The organism is Lysinibacillus sp. JNUCC-52, from assembly GCF_015999545.1.
In the GTDB taxonomy this organism is placed as follows: Bacteria; Bacillota; Bacilli; order Bacillales_A; family Planococcaceae; genus Lysinibacillus.
Genome location: NZ_CP065546.1, coordinates 1658984 through 1675905 on the forward strand (window position 1 = coordinate 1658984; position 16922 = coordinate 1675905).

The 16922-nt window shown below is 39.5% G+C and carries 16 protein-coding genes; 1 reads left to right on the forward strand and 15 read right to left on the reverse strand.

Going from position 1 to position 16922, the window contains the following annotated elements; genetic code table 11:
* Window positions 1-44: 44 nt before the first annotated feature.
* The 13 genes from JNUCC52_RS08585 to recG form a co-directional block, all read right to left on the reverse strand.
* Entirely contained in the window at window positions 45-278 is a 234-nt protein-coding gene (locus tag JNUCC52_RS08585; protein WP_004269410.1) for a KH domain-containing protein, read from the reverse strand.
* A gap of 15 nt (window positions 279-293) precedes the next feature.
* A complete protein-coding gene (gene rpsP / locus JNUCC52_RS08590; RefSeq protein WP_024362057.1) occupies window positions 294-566 on the reverse strand; it encodes a 30S ribosomal protein S16 in 273 nt (90 codons plus the stop codon).
* A gap of 94 nt (window positions 567-660) precedes the next feature.
* Entirely contained in the window at window positions 661-2019 is a 1359-nt protein-coding gene (ffh, locus tag JNUCC52_RS08595) for a signal recognition particle protein (protein WP_173477781.1), read from the reverse strand.
* A 12-nt stretch (window positions 2020-2031) separates the two neighbouring features.
* On the reverse strand, window positions 2032-2367 hold the full coding sequence (locus tag JNUCC52_RS08600; RefSeq protein WP_173477782.1) for a putative DNA-binding protein: 336 nt from the start codon (window positions 2365-2367) through the stop codon (window positions 2032-2034).
* Between the two features lie 197 nt (window positions 2368-2564).
* Window positions 2565-3812, reverse strand: a complete 1248-nt coding sequence (ftsY, locus tag JNUCC52_RS08605) for a signal recognition particle-docking protein FtsY (RefSeq protein ID WP_337981916.1) — start codon at window positions 3810-3812, stop codon at window positions 2565-2567.
* The gene (smc, locus tag JNUCC52_RS08610) at window positions 3809-7390 is read right to left on the reverse strand and encodes a chromosome segregation protein SMC (RefSeq protein WP_337981917.1); all 3582 of its coding nucleotides are present in this window, start codon (window positions 7388-7390) and stop codon (window positions 3809-3811) included. Before smc ends, ftsY begins: the two co-directional genes overlap by 4 nt.
* Window positions 7391-7393: 3 nt before the next feature.
* Window positions 7394-8158 carry a ribonuclease III gene (gene rnc, locus JNUCC52_RS08615; protein WP_370635700.1) on the reverse strand — a complete coding sequence of 255 codons (765 nt, stop codon included), beginning with the start codon at window positions 8156-8158 and terminating at the stop codon, window positions 7394-7396.
* 288 nt (window positions 8159-8446) lie between these two features.
* A complete protein-coding gene (gene acpP, locus JNUCC52_RS08620; protein ID WP_024362063.1) occupies window positions 8447-8683 on the reverse strand; it encodes an acyl carrier protein in 237 nt (78 codons plus the stop codon).
* A 60-nt stretch (window positions 8684-8743) separates the two neighbouring features.
* Window positions 8744-9490 carry a 3-oxoacyl-[acyl-carrier-protein] reductase gene (gene fabG / locus JNUCC52_RS08625; RefSeq protein WP_173477785.1) on the reverse strand — a complete coding sequence of 249 codons (747 nt, stop codon included), beginning with the start codon at window positions 9488-9490 and terminating at the stop codon, window positions 8744-8746.
* A complete protein-coding gene (gene fabD / locus JNUCC52_RS08630) occupies window positions 9483-10436 on the reverse strand; it encodes an ACP S-malonyltransferase (RefSeq protein ID WP_173477786.1) in 954 nt (317 codons plus the stop codon). The genes fabG and fabD overlap by 8 nt, the downstream gene beginning before the upstream one ends.
* A 19-nt stretch (window positions 10437-10455) precedes the next feature.
* Complete coding sequence (gene plsX, locus JNUCC52_RS08635) at window positions 10456-11448, reverse strand: phosphate acyltransferase PlsX (protein ID WP_173477787.1); 993 nt, start codon at window positions 11446-11448, stop codon at window positions 10456-10458.
* 2 nt (window positions 11449-11450) lie between these two features.
* Entirely contained in the window at window positions 11451-12023 is a 573-nt protein-coding gene (fapR, locus tag JNUCC52_RS08640) for a transcription factor FapR (RefSeq protein WP_173477788.1), read from the reverse strand.
* A gap of 132 nt (window positions 12024-12155) precedes the next feature.
* Complete coding sequence (gene recG / locus JNUCC52_RS08645; RefSeq protein WP_337981918.1) at window positions 12156-14201, reverse strand: ATP-dependent DNA helicase RecG; 2046 nt, start codon at window positions 14199-14201, stop codon at window positions 12156-12158.
* A gap of 322 nt (window positions 14202-14523) precedes the next feature.
* On the opposite strand from recG, the gene JNUCC52_RS08650 reads away from it, so the two are divergent.
* On the forward strand, window positions 14524-14739 hold the full coding sequence (locus JNUCC52_RS08650; protein ID WP_337981919.1) for a hypothetical protein: 216 nt from the start codon (window positions 14524-14526) through the stop codon (window positions 14737-14739).
* Window positions 14740-15052: 313 nt separating this feature from the next.
* Here JNUCC52_RS08650 and sdaAA read toward each other — a convergent pair whose 3' ends face one another.
* Together sdaAA and sdaAB are read right to left on the reverse strand one after the other, a co-directional pair.
* Complete coding sequence (gene sdaAA, locus JNUCC52_RS08655) at window positions 15053-15973, reverse strand: L-serine ammonia-lyase, iron-sulfur-dependent, subunit alpha (RefSeq protein WP_173477791.1); 921 nt, start codon at window positions 15971-15973, stop codon at window positions 15053-15055.
* A 12-nt stretch (window positions 15974-15985) separates the two neighbouring features.
* A complete protein-coding gene (gene sdaAB, locus JNUCC52_RS08660) occupies window positions 15986-16648 on the reverse strand; it encodes an L-serine ammonia-lyase, iron-sulfur-dependent subunit beta (protein WP_173477792.1) in 663 nt (220 codons plus the stop codon).
* Between the last annotated feature and the right edge of the window lie 274 nt (window positions 16649-16922).

The following is a 16922-nucleotide window of genomic DNA, read 5'->3' on the forward strand; positions in this document are numbered from 1 at the left end:
CATTGTTACCTTCTCGCGTGTAAACGAGCGTGAAAATCTTTTTATTAATCCAATATATCGACGTAAGTCTTTTTTTGATGGTGACTACCTGCCGCTGAATAAACAATTGTACGAATCGCTTTCGCCACTCGCCCTTGTTTGCCTATGACTTTCCCTCGATCCTCTGGATGAACAAAAAGTTTATAAACAATTCGATTTGCATTTTCGTCCGTCTCAATACGAACTTCTTCTGGATAATCGACTAACGGTAAAACGATTGCTTCAATCAGCTGCTTCAAAGACGTCTCCCCCGATTATTTACTGAATTTTTGGTTATGGAATTTTTCCATGATACCTTGTTCTGAGAACAAGTTACGTACTGTATCTGATGGTTTTGCACCGTCAGCTAACCATTTAAGAGCTTTCTCTTCATCAATGTTTACAGTAGCTGGTTGAGTAAGTGGGTTGTAAGTACCAACTGTTTCGATTGAACGACCGTCACGTGGTGAACGAGCGTCTGCAACTACGATACGATAGAAAGGAGATTTTTTAGCTCCCATACGTTTTAAGCGAATTTTAACTGCCATTTTAATAGCACCTCCGAATAAGTTTCACACAAGATAGTATATTATCAATGTTTATGTTGTTTGTAAAGTGTTTTTTCTTAACACCTATAAAATATTATTTAAACAATGAATCAAAGCCTGGTAATTTCATCTTTTTCTTACCTTTACCAGTCGCCATACCTGTCATTTGTTTCATCATTTTTTTCATTTCATCAAATTGTTTTAATAAACGATTTACCTCTTGAATAGACGTACCTGAACCTTTTGCAATACGTTTTTTACGGTTGCCGTTAATAATTTCAGGATTTGTCTTTTCAGCCTTTGTCATCGAGTAAATAATGGCTTCTACACGACCCATTTGCTTATCATCCACTTTGACATTGTCTAAGCCTTTAATTTTGCCTGCACCTGGTAGCATTTTTAATATTTCGTCGAGTGGGCCCATTTTTTTCACTTGCTGTAATTGCTCAACAAAATCATCGAGTGTAAAGCTTTGCGTTTTGAACTTTTCTTCTAGTTCTTTCGCTTTTGCTTCGTCGACGTTTGCCTGCGCCTTTTCAATTAGTGATAAAACATCACCCATTCCTAAAATACGAGATGCCATACGCTCTGGATGGAATGGTTCAAGAGCGTCCATTTTTTCACCCATACCGACAAATTTAATCGGCTTCTGTGTTACAGAACGGATAGATAATGCCGCACCACCACGTGTATCCCCATCAAGCTTAGTTAATACAACACCTGTGATGCCGACTGCCTCATTAAAGCTTTCCGCCACGTTTACGGCGTCCTGACCAGTCATAGCATCTACTACTAGGAATACTTCGTCTGGCTCTTTAAGCGCACGAATATCCTTTAATTCTTGCATTAAATCCTCATCGATATGCAAGCGACCTGCAGTATCAATAATTACGACATCATGATGCTCTTCTTTTGCTAGTTCAATTGCCTGGCGAGCGATTTCAACTGGTGATACGTCTGTGCCTAAAGCAAAAACAGGTAAAGATAGTTGCTTTCCTAATGTTTGTAATTGTTGAACCGCAGCTGGGCGGTAAACGTCAGCAGCAACTAATAATGGTTTACGATTATATTTTTTACGTAAAATATTTGCTAATTTCCCAGAAGTTGTTGTTTTACCCGCACCTTGCAAACCGACCATCATAATGACAGTTGGGGGCTTTGTATTAAATTTAATCGGGCTTTGTTCGCCGCCCATCAGCTCTGTTAATTCGTCTTGAACGATTTTAATGACTTGTTGCCCTGGTGTTAAGCTTTGCATAACATCTACACCGACAGCACGTTCACTTACCTTTTTAACGAATTCTTTGACTACTTTTAAGTTAACATCCGCCTCGATTAAAGCAAATCGGACTTCACGCATCATTTCTTTTACGTCTTGTTCCGATACTTTTCCTTTACCTTTAATCTTTTGGATCGTTCCTTGGAGTCGTTCCGCTAATCCTTCAAAAGCCACTGCTTTCGCCTCCTAATCCCATTCTTTCAACTGCTCAATAAGCGCCAACTGCTCCTCAACCGTCATACTTTTTTCCGTAATCCCAGCTGTAAGTCGCGCAAGCATTTGCGTGCGTTGTTGAAATTTTTCCAGTAAACATAGTTTTTCTTCATATTCTTCAAGCATCGCTTCAGTTCGACGAATATTATCATAAACAGCTTGACGTGAAACCCCATATGATTCAGCGATTTCTCCAAGTGAGTGATCATCTAAATAATAGAGTTCCATATAACTTCTTTGCTTATCTGTTAATAATGCTTGATAAAAGTCGAAGAGAAAGTTCATGCGTGTTGTTTTTTCAAGTAGCATCGAGTTTCTCCCCCCGTTGTTTGTCATTTGTATCATAACGAAAAGCGCCCGTCTGTGTCAAGGTAATCTCCTTGTCTAAAAGCCTTCTATTAGCCGATTTAAGTATTCTTCCATCATTAGCTAGTATTTCTCTTTTAAACACGCATTTCACCTTTATACAGTCGAGCGCTCGTTCTATCCACTACAAATTGCTATTATTATTCTTCGCTATTTTCTAGCTCTTTATCTAAGCCTTCTGCAAACAAGCCATATACATAACGTTCTGCATCAAATGGCTGTAGATCGTCCATCTTTTCACCTAGACCAACGAATTTCACAGGAATATGCAATTTATTTCGAATGGCTAGCACAATACCACCTTTTGCAGTCCCATCAAGTTTCGTCAAGACAATACCCGTTACGTTTGTTACTTCTTTAAACGTTTGTGCCTGCACAAGCGCATTTTGACCAGTAGTCGCATCTAATGCTAACAATACCTCATGTGGCGCATCTGGTATTTCCCGCGAAATAACACGATGTACTTTTTCTAACTCGTTCATTAAGTTCACTTTGTTTTGTAGGCGACCCGCAGTATCACAAATTAAAACGTCCGCTTTACGATTTTTCGCTGCGCGTATTGCATCATACATGACTGCTGCTGGATCCGAGCCTTCAGACTGCTTAATCACTTCACAGCCAACACGGTCTCCCCACACTTGTAATTGATCAATCGCACCTGCACGGAACGTATCTCCCGCTGCTAATACGACCGTTTTTCCTTCTGATTTAAGACGACGTGCCAATTTGCCAATTGTTGTTGTTTTCCCAACACCGTTTACGCCAACAAATAAAATAACAGTTAGCTCACCATTAGGTTGCATATTTAGTTCAATTAAATCTTCTTCACCTTGCTCATAAATTTCCACAAGTTTCTCAGAAATAATGGTTTGGATACCGTTTGTATCTTTAATATTTTTACGTTGAACCTCGAAGCGTAGTTTATCCATAAGTTCCATCACTGTTTCAAAGCCAACGTCTGCTTGTAATAATAAATCTTCTAGCTCTTCAAAGAAATCTTCGTCTACTTTACGATAACGTGCAACTAAATCATTGACCTTAGAAGTAAATGAATTACGTGTTTTTTCAAGACCTGCTTTAAATTTTTGTGTAATGGACCACGCAGAAGGTTTTTTTTCAGATACTACTTCCTCTACAACAGCAATTTCCTGCACTTCTTCCACTTTTTCTTCCTCTACTACATTGGTAGTCTCTACAACAGCAATGTCTTCATTTGTTGATTGCTCTTGCTTTTCTTCTACTTCTACGTTAGATGTTTCAAGTAGAGCAGGTTCTGCTGTGTCTTCATGCTGTAAATCGGCTGATTGCTCTTCGCCTATCGATTCTACTTTTTCTTCTTCTGTTGGATTTCCAACCAACTTATCTTTTAAACGTTTAAAAAAACTCATGCTTGTTCGCTCCTTTGCTCCGCAAGTACGGGTTCATCTTCTAATTTTACTGATACAAGTTTTGATACACCTGATTCCTGCATCGTAATACCATACAGTACGTCAGCCCCCTCCATTGTACCTTTACGATGTGTAATGACAATAAATTGGGTATTGCGACTAAACTTCTTCAAGTATTCGCTGTATCGAACAACATTTGCCTCGTCTAATGCCGCTTCTACTTCATCGAGAATACAGAACGGCACAGGTCTTATATTTAAAATCGAGAATAGTAAAGCAATTGCAGTAAGTGCACGTTCACCACCAGAAAGCAAGCTTAAGTTTTGCAGCTTCTTCCCAGGAGGTTGGGCAACAATTTCAATGCCCGTTTCAAGCATATTGTTTGGATCTAATAATACTAAATCCGCCTGACCACCACCAAATAATTCGCGGAAAACAAGTTTGAATTGCTCTCGAATGGCAAAAAACGTCTCACTAAAGCGCAGTGTCATTTCTTCATCCATTTCTTTAATCGCTTCGTGTAACGTGTCTTGCGCTGCAAGTAAATCTTCACGCTGCTCTGTTAAAAAAGAATGACGCTCTTGGACACGCTCAAATTCATCAATCGCACTTAAATTCACAGGACCTAATTCTTCAATAGATTTTTTCAATAGCTTGACACGACGTCTCATATGCTCTTCATCTTCAATTGATAAAGCGACTTCCATTGCTTCCTCAAACGTTAGTTGATAGTTTTCTTCGAGCTGATCATTATAATTATTCATCTCAAATTCTACGCGGCTTCGCTTCAATTCATTCGCACGTATTGCTTCTATGAAGCCTTTATGTATACGTTGCAATTCCTTTAGCTGCTCTTCTAACGTTGCTAGCTCTTGTTGTTGGGCTGCTTTTTCATCTTTTTTCTGTGAAATTGTAACTTGTAATGTTTCTCTTCTAGCCTTCCACGTAGCAACTTGTGCCTCTACCTCTTCATCACTCAACAATTTTGTCGATTCATCAGATTGAAGCCATATTATTTCCTGAGAAATATTGTCGACTTTTTGTCGAGCTTTGTTTAACTGTAGCGCAAGTTCTGCAGTTGCAATTTGTACTTGGGACATTTGTTCCTGCATTACCGCCAATTGTGAACGTTTTTCAGCAGTTTGTTCACGAAGAACATCCTTTTCCGTTTCACTTTGTAATTTCACTTTACCTAGTTGCTCTACCGTTTCATTAATCTCCACTAACTCTAATGCAAGAGCTGCTAAACGTAGCGTTGCTGCTTCCTTTTGAGCAAGCAGTGATTCTTCACGTGTCTTAACATCCAGCGTTTCATTGGAGGCAAATGACACTCGGGCTGACAAGCTTTTTTCAACAACTTCTAATTCCCGAATACGACTTGCCTGTTGCATCTCTTCTTTACGTAACTGATCGCCTTCAAGTTTTAATTGTTCCAATGTTTCTCGCAACGATGACAATGTTTCCTTTTCCGTTGCTACAGCCTGCTCTGCGCTATAAATCGATGTCTCTAGCGCTTCGAGTTTGGCAATTAAACCATCTAACTCCGCTTTTCTCGTAAATAACGAAGATTGTTGTTTTGCAGCACCACCTGTTAAAGAACCGCCAGCATTAACAATATCTCCTTCGAGTGTTACTACACGATAACGGAAACCACATAAACGTGCTATTTGACTAGCACCTTCTAAATTTGATGCCACGATCACATTGCCAAGTAAATTTTCTACGATAGAGCGATAATTTTCATCAAATGTCACAAGTGCATCTGCCATTTGCACGAATGCAGGATGCTCCGTTGCAAGCTGAATCGAAGATAAATTTATTTTGCGTGATTTCATGACCGTTTTCGGTAAAAATGTCGCTCGGCCAGCTCTTTTTTGTTTTAACCACTTGATGGCCTGTTGAGCGTTCTGTTCATTCGACGTCACAATATGCTGTGATGCAGCACCTAAAGCTGTTTCAATCGCTTGTGAATACTTCCCATCGACCTGAATTAATTCTGCCACTGCACCTTCAATGCCAAATAATTCACCTTTGTCACGAGCTAATAATACTTCTTTAACGCCGTGGAAGAAGCCTGAAAAGTCTGCTTCTAGCTCTGCTAATGTGTCTTTTCTAGCTTTTAACTGTTGCTGATGCTGATAAGCTTTGTATAGCATTTCCTGCTTTTCGTTAAAAGAACTATTCACATTTTTAAATTGAATTTGTAACGCTTCATATTGCTCTAGCTTTTTTTGCAGCTCCGTTGTCGTTGCTATATGTGTACCAACAAGTGACTCTTTCTCTGTGACAACTTCAATAAGCTCTTGCCCAATTTCATCCGTTTGGTCTGTCATACGCGCGGCCATTGCTTTTTGTTGCGATAGTTGTTGATCAATATTTTTTAGTTCATTTTTTACTGTTGCTTCTTCATTTAACGAATCGATATAACGGTTTTTATGCCCTTCAATTTCTTGTTCTATTTCTGTAACCGAACGATTTAATGATTGTTCTAATTGTTTAATAATTTGCTTTAAAGTTGAGACTTCCTGTTGCTTTTCAGTAAACAACTGTTTTTTCTCAAGCTCCTGTGCCGTTAGATCTTCTACTTCACTTTTCGCTTCTTGCAATGATGCATTCAACTGCTGTAATTGATTCGTTGCATTTTGTCGCTTCTCAGCCATTAAAGCTTTACGACCATCCCAACGCTCCATTTCCATTGTGGCATCGACAAGCTCTGATTGTGCCGCATCCAATACAACATCAAGCTCTTTTAAATGTTTACGAATTGCAGCAGATTGGGTTTCAAAAGCTTGAATATTACTAGCATGTTTTTGCTCTGTTTCAGCTAACTGCGTATATTCTTCTTTCAATGCATGCAAAGATTGTGCACAATTTTTTAAATCGTGCACAAGAATCGCAATATCAAAATCTTTTAGCTCCGTGGACATTTGCACATAATCTCTTGCACTAGAAGCTTGTATTTGCAAAGGCTCCAAACGGCTATCTAACTCATGCAAAATATCTAAAACACGGTATAAGTTTTCATCTGTTTCTACAAGTTTATGCTCAGCTTTTTTCTTTCGTAGCTTGTATTTTAATACACCAGCCGCCTCTTCAAATATAGAGCGACGGTCGTCAGGACGGCTATTTAAAATTTCATCGACACGGCCTTGGGAAATTATCGAGAAAGCCTCTTTCCCAAGTCCTGAGTCCATAAACAAGTCCGTAATATCCTTCAGGCGACACTGCTGGTTATTTAATAAATATTCACTATCACCTGAACGGTATACGCGTCTTGTTACGCTTACCTCTGTGTACGAAAAAGCAAGCTGTTCATCAGTATTATCTAAAATTAATGTTACCTCTGCAAAGTTTAGTGGCTTTCGAGAGTCACTCCCAGCAAAAATAACATCTTCCATTTTTGCCCCACGCAACGACTTTGCCGATTGCTCCCCGAGTACCCAACGAATAGCATCAGTTACATTACTTTTCCCACTGCCATTAGGTCCAACAACAGCTGTAACACCTGGTACAAAATCAATACCAATGCGCTCCGCAAAAGATTTAAAGCCAATCACTTCGAGTCGTTTTAGGAACATCTATTAAGCCTCCTCTTTAGCAGAATGCTCACGCATCATACGCATAGCGCATTGTGCTGCTTGTTGTTCAGCTTCTTTTTTCGATTTCCCTCGACCGATACCAAGCTCTTGTCCATTTAATAATACGCTCGATACAAAGGTACGGTTATGCGCTGGGCCCTTTTCATCGATAATCTCATAATGAAGAAGACCGTTGTTTGTTTGCTGTACCATTTCTTGTAACTGGCTTTTAAAATCCATCACATGCGAAAAAGCACCGACTTCTACTTTTGGGAACACGATTCGTTCTAAAAATGTCACGACCGTTTGCAAATCCTGATCTAAATAAAGGGCACCTACAAATGATTCAAAAACATCTGCAAGTAGCGCTGGGCGTTCCCGTCCTCCTGTTAACTCCTCACCTTTTCCAAGCAATACAAAGCGACCAAAGCCCAACTCATTTGCAAAAATAACAAGTGATGGCTCACAAACGATCGATGCGCGGAGTTTTGTTAATTCACCCTCGCTCATATGCGGGTATTTCTCAAAAAGGTATTTAGAAACAGATAGTTCAAGTACTGCGTCACCTAAAAATTCGAGACGCTCATTATCCGTAAACAATTTACGGCGATGCTCATTCACATAAGATGAATGCGTGAATGCTTGATACAATAAATTTTTATTAATAAATGTGATATTTAATTCATGCTGTAACAGCTCGAATTGATTGCGTACCTTTTCAGGAAGTACGCCTGATTTCTGCATATTTCCTTTTCTTCTCATAGCCATTGAACAATCTGCCTTCCTAATAGTTTCTACCGTCTTAGTGTACCTTTTTCAAGGCATTTATGCAAAAGTATTTCGGCTAAAATACAATGTTTTGGAAGTTTTAACGTAATTTTTTTACAAAAATAAAAAAAGGCACGCAAATCGTTCGAAAAACGAACCATTTCGTACCTTTAAAATACATCAAAGCATAAACGATTATGCTTTGATGAAAGTATTCAATGAAATCAGATTTTTATTATGCAATCTTAAAAGGTTGCAATCGAAATCTGTAACATCTGCCAGAGGCGATTAGTTAATTTTACCTTCGATGTATGAAATAGCAGAACCTACTGTTGAGATTTTTTCAGCATCTTCATCAGAAATTTCCATATCGAATTCGTCTTCAAGCTCCATAACAAGCTCAACAACGTCTAATGAGTCAGCACCTAAATCATCACGGAAAGAAGCTTCTAATGTTACTTCACTTTCTTCAACACCTAAACGGTCCACGATTACTTTTGTTACGCGTTCTAATACTGTAGTCAAAACTTTCACCTCCCCTCAAATGATTATACAAAAATTTTATATTTATGCTATAGCATAATATTACATCACCATGCCGCCGTCAATATGTAGCGTTTGACCCGTCATATAGTTTGCTTCATCCGAAGCTAAAAACGCAACGGCTTTTGCAATATCCTCTGGTTGCCCAAGTTTAGCAAGTGGAATTTGCGTAAGCATACCTTGTTTTATCTCTTCTGGAAGCTGTTCAGTCATTTCTGTTTCAATAAAGCCTGGTGCAATTGCATTCACTAAAATATTACGTGATGCAAGTTCCTTAGCAGTTGTTTTTGTTAAGCCAATTACGCCCGCTTTTGCTGCTACATAGTTAGCTTGCCCAGCATTACCTGCTACACCAACGATAGAAGAAATATTAATAATACGTCCTGCACGTTGCTTCATCATTTGACGAGTAACAGCTTTTGTACAAAGGAATACACCTTTTAAGTTAGTATTAAGAACATCGTCCCATTCTTCTTCCTTCATTCGCATTAATAAATTATCGCGTGTAATACCTGCATTATTCACTAAAATATCAAGTGAGCCAAATGTTTTAACTGCAGCATCCATCAGAGCAGTAACTTCTTCTGTTTTTGAAACACTTGCCTGTACTGCAAGCGCCTCACCACCATTTGCTTGAATTGCCGCCACAACTTCTTCCGCTTTTGCTTGTGAGCCACTATAGTTTACAACTACCTTTGCACCTTCATCAGCAAGCTTTAACGCAATTGCACGTCCAATTCCTCGTGAAGCACCTGTTACAACTGCAACTTTCCCTTCTAATTTACGCATTGATTGTCCACTCCTTCGACGCTTCTAATACTGCTTCTAATGAAGCTTCATCATATACACAATACGTTGCCACTGAACGATCTACTTTCTTTACTAAGCCACTTAGCACTTTGCCAGGTCCACACTCGATAAATACATCGACACCTTGCGCAATCATTTCACGTACTGATGCTTCCCATTGTACTGCACTATATACCTGTTCCACTAATTCTTGTTGAATAGCTGGCACATCTGACAATTCTTTAGCTTTAACGTTGCCGATTACTGGAATTTGCGGTGCCGATAAAGTAATATCTGCTAATGTTTCCTGTAATTTACTAGATGAAGGTCGCATTAATTCTGAATGGAAAGGTCCACTTACAACTAATGGAATAGCACGTTTAGCGCCCGCTTCTTTAGCGGCAACTGAAGCCTTGTCAACGCCTTCTTTTGTTCCAGAAATAACGATTTGTCCTGGACAGTTGACGTTTGCAACTTGTACTACATCGCCATCAGCTGTTACTTTTTCAGTCACTTCATGCAATGCATCTAGCTCCATACCAAGAATAGCAGCCATAGCCCCTTGCCCTGCTGGCACAGCTTCGTTCATAAATAAACCTCGTTTATGAACAATTGCAACAGCATCCTCAAACGATAAAACCCCTGCAATAACTAATGCACCATATTCTCCAAGTGAGTGACCAGCTGCAAAATTCGGTGTAATACCTGCAGCGCGTAATTTCTCAGCGACCATAACACCTGTCGTTAATAACGCTGGCTGTGCATGATATGTTAGTGTTAATTCTTCAGCAGGTCCCTCTAGCATTAATTTAGATAAGTCAAAACCAAGTGTTTTATTAGCACTTTCGTAAAAGGCTTTACTTTCTTGTGAGTTGCTTACAAATTCTTGGCCCATACCAACCGCTTGAGAGCCTTGGCCTGGAAATATAAATGCGATTTTCGTCATTTCTTATTAATCCCCTTTGTTAGTCAATTTCTAAGTGACGTACTGTATCTGTTATCGTTGAAATAACCGTATGCTCTACCATCGTATTCGCTTGACGTATTGCACTAAAGATTGCTTTTGCATTCGATGATCCATGCGCTTTAATAACAGGCGCTTGCAAACCAAACAAACCTGCCCCGCCATACTCTGTGTAGTCCATTTTATTTTTCAAGTCACGTAAATTATTCTTCATAAGTGCTGCTGAAATTTTTGTTTTTGTAGAAGACATAAATGCCTCTTTTAACATCTTAAATAATGCGCCTGCTGTTCCCTCAATCGACTTTAGCACCATATTGCCCGTAAATCCATCTGTTACAACAACATCAGCGACCCCATCGAGTAAATCACGCGCTTCGACATTGCCGACAAAATTTAAGTCGGCTTCTTTTAGTAATTCAAAAGCAGCCTTCGTTAAATCATTTCCTTTTTTATCTTCAGTCCCGATATTTAACAATCCAATACGAGGCTTTTGTAGACCGCCTACTTTTTTAGCGTAAATATCACCCATAATTGCATATTGCAGTAAATGCTCTGGTCGTGCGTCCGCATTGGCACCTAGGTCGAGCATTAAAAAGCCTTTACCATCAAGCGTCGGTAATGTCGTTGCTAAAGCTGGTCGCGCAATTCCTTCGATACGACCTACTTTAAACAAACCGCCTGCCATTAGTGCGCCTGTATTGCCAGCTGAAAGGCAAGCGTCTGCTGTACCTTCTTCAACCGCATCCATCATTTTCGCCATTGATGAATCCTTTTTACGTCGTACAGCACGTGCAGGATCATCTGTCCCTTCAACCACTTCTTCACAATGGATAACTGTTAAGCGATCGTGCATTTTTAAAAATGGGTCGAGCTTTTCTTGCTGTCCATATAATTGTATTTCCAAATTTGGAATTTGTTCTAATGCTAATAATGCACCTTCCACTACTGATTTCGGTGCATTGTCGCCACCCATTCCATCAAGTGCTAATTTCATACTTATTCACCCTTACCTTTCGTGCGGTACATATCAAATTCACCAACAAAAACAGTTTCACCATTCACAGTCGATATAATCTCAACTTTTGTACGATGGCGTTCATCATCTCTTCCGACAACGACCGCCTTAGTTATAACACGATTTCCTGCTTTAACAGGTTTCACAAATGTAATATTGGAGTGCACTGTTAAAGCAAGCTCATCATCTATAACCGCTACAGCTAATGAGTTTGCCTGGGCAAATAAATGATGTCCACGCGCGATGCCATTGCGCTGAAATACATGCTCTTCTTTTACATCAAATATAGATATTGCACGATTATCTAGTTCTATATCAATAATTTCACCGATGACTTCATCAATCGGTAATGATTTTACTTCATTTTCATATGTTTTCGAAGCTACATCTTTAATTCGTTCTCGCAATTCTGGAATTGCTAGTTCCATGCGATCTAAACGAATTGTTTGTACACTTACCTGAAACTCCGACGCTAATTGTTCATCTGTGACGAATGGGTTTTCCGCAATCGTTTCAGATAATAATCGCTGTCGCTCTTTTTTCGTTCGTCTCAACGTCATTCGCCACCTTTTGAGTTGTTATTAGCACTTGGTACTAATATCAGTATATAGAGTATAAAAAAAGAATGCAAGACTTGTTTTCAAAAACAAGCACTCGCATTCCTTGTCGTACAACACGTAATTATACTAATCAAAACGTTCACCTTGTAGAACACCAGACTTCTCAAGCATATCACGTAAAAATTGATACGTTTCATCATGCCAAAATGCCTCTGTTTCAATCATTTCAGTTGCATCTTTTCGAGCCGTCTCAAGCGTCCTATAATCATGTACTAAATCCGCAACTTTAAAATCAGGTAAGCCACTTTGCTTCCGTCCAAAGAAATCACCTGGTCCACGTAGCTCTAAATCTTTTTCTGCAAGTCGGAAGCCATCATTTGTTTCAGTCATAGACTGCATCCGCTCTTTACCTTCATCAGATTTAGGATCAGCGATTAACACACAGTAAGATTGGTGCTCACCACGCCCTACACGACCTCGCAGCTGATGTAGCTGTGCTAGTCCAAATCGTTCTGCATCATATACAACCATAAACGTTGCATTCGGCACATTTACTCCGACTTCAACAACAGTCGTAGATACTAAAACTTGTATTTCTCCTTCACTAAAGTCACGCATCACAGCATCTTTTTCATCCGCTGGTAAGCGACCATGCATTAAACCAACTTTATAACGTCCATTAAAATACGATGCGAGCTGCTCATAAATTTCCACTGCGTTTTGGACATCCAATTTATCCGATTCTTCGATTAATGGACAAATAGCATAGGCCTGTCTACCCTCTTGAAGCTCTAGCTCTAATTTGGACAACACAGAACCAAGTTGTTCTTTTTTCATCCAATGTGTTTCAATTTCCTTACGCCCTGCTGGCATTTCATCAATCAACGAAACATCCATTTCGCCAAAGGCTGTAATCGAAAGTGTTCGAGGGATAGGCGTAGCGGTCATAAAGAGCACATCAGGATTTTCCCCTTTATCACGTAAAATTCTCCGTTGTTCTACGCCAAAGCGATGCTGTTCGTCCGTTATAACAAAGCCTAGTCTATTAAAAATTACATCTGGCTGTATAAGTGCATGCGTTCCTATTACAATATCTATTTCACCAGCTGCAAGTGCAGCTAATAATAGACGTCGCTCCTTTGTTTTTGTTGAGCCCGACAATAACGCTACACGGACTCCAAATGGCTCGAACCAAGCAAGTAAGTTTTCCGCATGTTGTTCGGCTAAAATTTCAGTTGGTGCCATTAACGCTCCTTGAAACCCTGCAGTCACAGCGGCATATAAACAAATTGCCGCAACTACCGTTTTTCCCGAACCAACATCCCCTTGTAGCAAACGATTCATCCGATGCGGTTCTTTTAAATCCTTACAAATTTCATTGACAACTCGCTTTTGTGCTCCTGTTAATTCGTATGGAAGTGAAGCGATAAATGCCCGTACCTTTTGCAAGTCAAATTGTATAACTGTCCCCCGTTCATTATCCTTACGTATTTTTCGTAACGCTTGAATACGAAGTTGAAAGTTTAATAATTCTTCATAAGCAAATCGTCTTCTTGCTTGTTTAGCGTGTTCAGCATCTTGCGGAAAATGAATACCTTCAAGACCATCGCGAATTGAGACAAGCTTATAAGCTGCTTGCAAATGTTGCGGAATTGCATCAGGTAATTCTGCGCCAAAATCATCTAACACTTGTCGCATATATTTGCGAAAACGTTTTTGCGGAATTAAACCTTTGAGACTATAAACAGGTTCAAAATCTACTTGGTCTATTTTCGGACCAAATGTGACCGTCGTACCATTAATTACTTGTCTACCTCTATCCCATTTCCCCGTCACTGTCACAATAGTACCTGGTATTAGCTTTTGCTTTAAATAGTTTTGATTGAAAAACACTACCTTCACAAGATGACGGCCAGCGAGTACAGTCACTTGCAAGCGAGATTTATTTCGTCCTAAAAATAACACTGTCGGCTCACGTTCTACTTTACATTCAACAGTAACACGCTCATTATGAGGTGTTTGTGCTAAATCCTTTAAGCGAAAATCCTCATGTCGATGCGGGAAAGTCCACAACAAATCTTGTATCGTCTCAATACCTAATGTTTCTAAATGCGCAGCAGTTTCTTTCCCAACTCCTTTTAATTCAGAGACAGGACTGGTTAATTCAGTCACCTTTCATATCAGCCCCTTCAAATAACGTCCATTCGCATACTGTTGCTGTCATCGAGTACATTCTTAAACTTTTGTTACTCAAAAGAGCCTACCTCCCTTCTATTCAAATCCTCGTTATCTTTTATAGATTGTTAGTATTATATTGCCTATATACAGCACTTCTCTTGTCAACTTTATCATAAAACTTTTAATTCGTGTCGTCCCAATGACTAGGAAATGGCGGTACACTGTCGTTTATTTGAAAATTAAATCATAAATAGTTAATATTGGAAATATAATTAAAAATAGTGCAGGAAATAATTCTAACTACAGGGAGGTTCATATGACTTTGACTATAAAAACGCATCTTAATAGCATTATGTGGCTAGTCGCTATACTTTTGCTCGGCATTTCCTTTTTAGTACATGCAACAAGTTACTTTCATACGAAAGAAATAAATACAGCAAGTTCTCGATGTTATGAAATCGGTGGCGAAGTCATTTTAAAAATTTACAACAATGTCACAAATACATATTATTTTGAATGCAAACGAAAATAACTGTCGATAGCGAACTAAAAAGTCGATTGACTAGGCTTCTATTCGGAGAATTCTTCAGGGTAACCGGCGATTCACGGGCTTCTATCGGCGGTTTCTTCGGGGTTACCGGCGATTCACGGACCTCTATCGGCGGTTTCTTCGGGGTTACCGGCGATTCACGGGCTTCTATCGGCGAATTCTTCGGGGTTACCGGCGATTCACGATGTCCGCCACCAACAGAGTACTCTCTGTTAAATTTTATCTATAACAAAAAAGTGTTAGATTGATTATTGCAATCAATCTAACACTTCCTCTTTTCAATCATTTTTGAGCCTTACTCTACTGCTAATTTTGCTTTTAGTATACTTTGTAGATCACCATTATTAAGAATAGCATTGCTGATTGCTTTACCTGTCGGTGTTGCTGCTAAGCCACCACGTGCTGTTTCCTTTAAATTCGGGCTCATCGACTGACCAATACGATACATCGCACCAATAACTTCATCGCACGGAATACGACTCGTTACACCTGCTAGCGCCATATCTGCTGCAACAAGTGAGTTTGCTGCACCCATCGCATTTCGTTTAACACAAGGCACCTCAACTAATCCAGCTACTGGATCACAAACAAGGCCAAGCATATTTTTCAATGTAATAGCGAATGCTTCTGAACATTGCTGTGGCGTACCACCTGCCATCTCCACGATTGCAGCCGCAGCCATACCAGCAGCTGACCCAACTTCCGCCTGACATCCACCAGCGGCACCTGAAATGGAAGCATTATTTGCTACAACAAAGCCAAATGCACCTGAAGTAAATAAATATCGAATCATTTGTTCACGCGTTGGATTTAGCTTATTTTTCACCGCAAATAAAGTACCTGGCACGACTCCCGCTGAACCCGCTGTAGGCGTTGCACAAATTGTACCCATTGCAGCGTTTACTTCATTCGTTGCTACGGCTTTACTAACAGCATCTAATAATAAATCGCCTGATAGCGATTTACCTTGTGCAATATAATTTTGTATTAGTACGGCGTCTCCACCCGTTAAGCCGGTTACAGACTGCACACCTTTTAAGCCTCGCTCAACCGCTTCCTCCATCACCGTTAAGTTTTGGTCCATCTGTTGCATAATTTCTTCTCGAGTTCGTCCACTTATTAACATTTCCTGCTCAATCATAAGCTCAGAAATTAGCTTTTCTTCCTGTTCTGCTCGTTCCACAAGCTCACGTACATTATGGAATAACACTTCCATAGAGACACCCCCCTAGTTATTAATTCTCGACACTTTCGTAATATGTGGTATTAATGAAATTTGCTGAAGTACTTTTTCCTCAATATTTTGATCAATCTCAATGACCATGAGTGCCGTTAAACCACGTTCAATACGGGAAACCTCCATATGCCCAATATTGACATTGTGCATCGCTAAGCAATTCGCAACATTAGCAATACAGCCAGCACGATCATCGTGAACAACAAGAATGGCTGGCATACCACCTGTTAAACGAAGTTTGAAGCCATTGACCTCGCTTACTTCAATTTTTCCGCCACCAATTGAAATGCCGACAATAGACATTTCTCCTTCATCATCACCAAACACTAGTCTAGCTGTGTTCGGATGCTCTGTATTCGCTGTTTCTGGAATAAACTCATATTCCAATCCAGCTTTTTCTGCATGTTCAAATGCCGTTTTTATTCGTTCATCAAATGTATCAAAATCTAATAAACCACCAATTATCGCTACATCTGTCCCATGCCCTCTATACGTTTCAGCAAATGATCCATAAAGATGAATTTTCACCCATTTCGGTTGTCTACCAAATAAATCTCTTGCTACACGTCCAATACGCGCTGCACCTGCTGTATGAGAAGAAGATGGACCAATCATAACGGGTCCAATAATATCAAAAACCGATGTAAACTTCATACAAGCACACCCCTCTATTCTATTCGTATAATAATTTATAATTTACTTATATCATGCTTGATAGTTACTATAAAAGTAAAGCACTACTTTATCAACTTTCAGAAAATTAACACGACTATAATTTATAACGTATTTATATTATTTCTTCTTTGTCCATTCTATAAACACACTCTTTCCAACATGCTGATATTCCAGTATTTTCAAAACATCTGTCCTCTGTAGAAATACACAAAACTATCTATTTTGTTTCATTCAAGTAATTTTCTACACGTTG

Bases quoted from the DNA above. Each gene is read 5' to 3' on its own strand.
- rpsP (WP_024362057.1), bottom strand. From the start codon at position 566: ATGGCAGTTAAAATTCGCTTAAAACGTATGGGAGCTAAAAAATCTCCT.
- JNUCC52_RS08600 (WP_173477782.1), bottom strand. From the start codon at position 2,367: ATGCTACTTGAAAAAACAACACGCATGAACTTTCTCTTCGACTTTTAT.
- ftsY (WP_337981916.1), bottom strand. From the start codon at position 3,812: ATGAGTTTTTTTAAACGTTTAAAAGATAAGTTGGTTGGAAATCCAACA.
- smc (WP_337981917.1), bottom strand. From the start codon at position 7,390: ATGTTCCTAAAACGACTCGAAGTGATTGGCTTTAAATCTTTTGCGGAG.
- rnc (WP_370635700.1), bottom strand. From the start codon at position 8,158: ATGGCTATGAGAAGAAAAGGAAATATGCAGAAATCAGGCGTACTTCCT.
- fabG (WP_173477785.1), bottom strand. From the start codon at position 9,490: ATGCGTAAATTAGAAGGGAAAGTTGCAGTTGTAACAGGTGCTTCACGA.
- fabD (WP_173477786.1), bottom strand. From the start codon at position 10,436: ATGACGAAAATCGCATTTATATTTCCAGGCCAAGGCTCTCAAGCGGTT.
- plsX (WP_173477787.1), bottom strand. From the start codon at position 11,448: ATGAAATTAGCACTTGATGGAATGGGTGGCGACAATGCACCGAAATCA.
- JNUCC52_RS08650 (WP_337981919.1), top strand. From the start codon at position 14,524: ATGACTTTGACTATAAAAACGCATCTTAATAGCATTATGTGGCTAGTC.
- sdaAA (WP_173477791.1), bottom strand. From the start codon at position 15,973: ATGGAAGTGTTATTCCATAATGTACGTGAGCTTGTGGAACGAGCAGAA.
- sdaAB (WP_173477792.1), bottom strand. From the start codon at position 16,648: ATGAAGTTTACATCGGTTTTTGATATTATTGGACCCGTTATGATTGGT.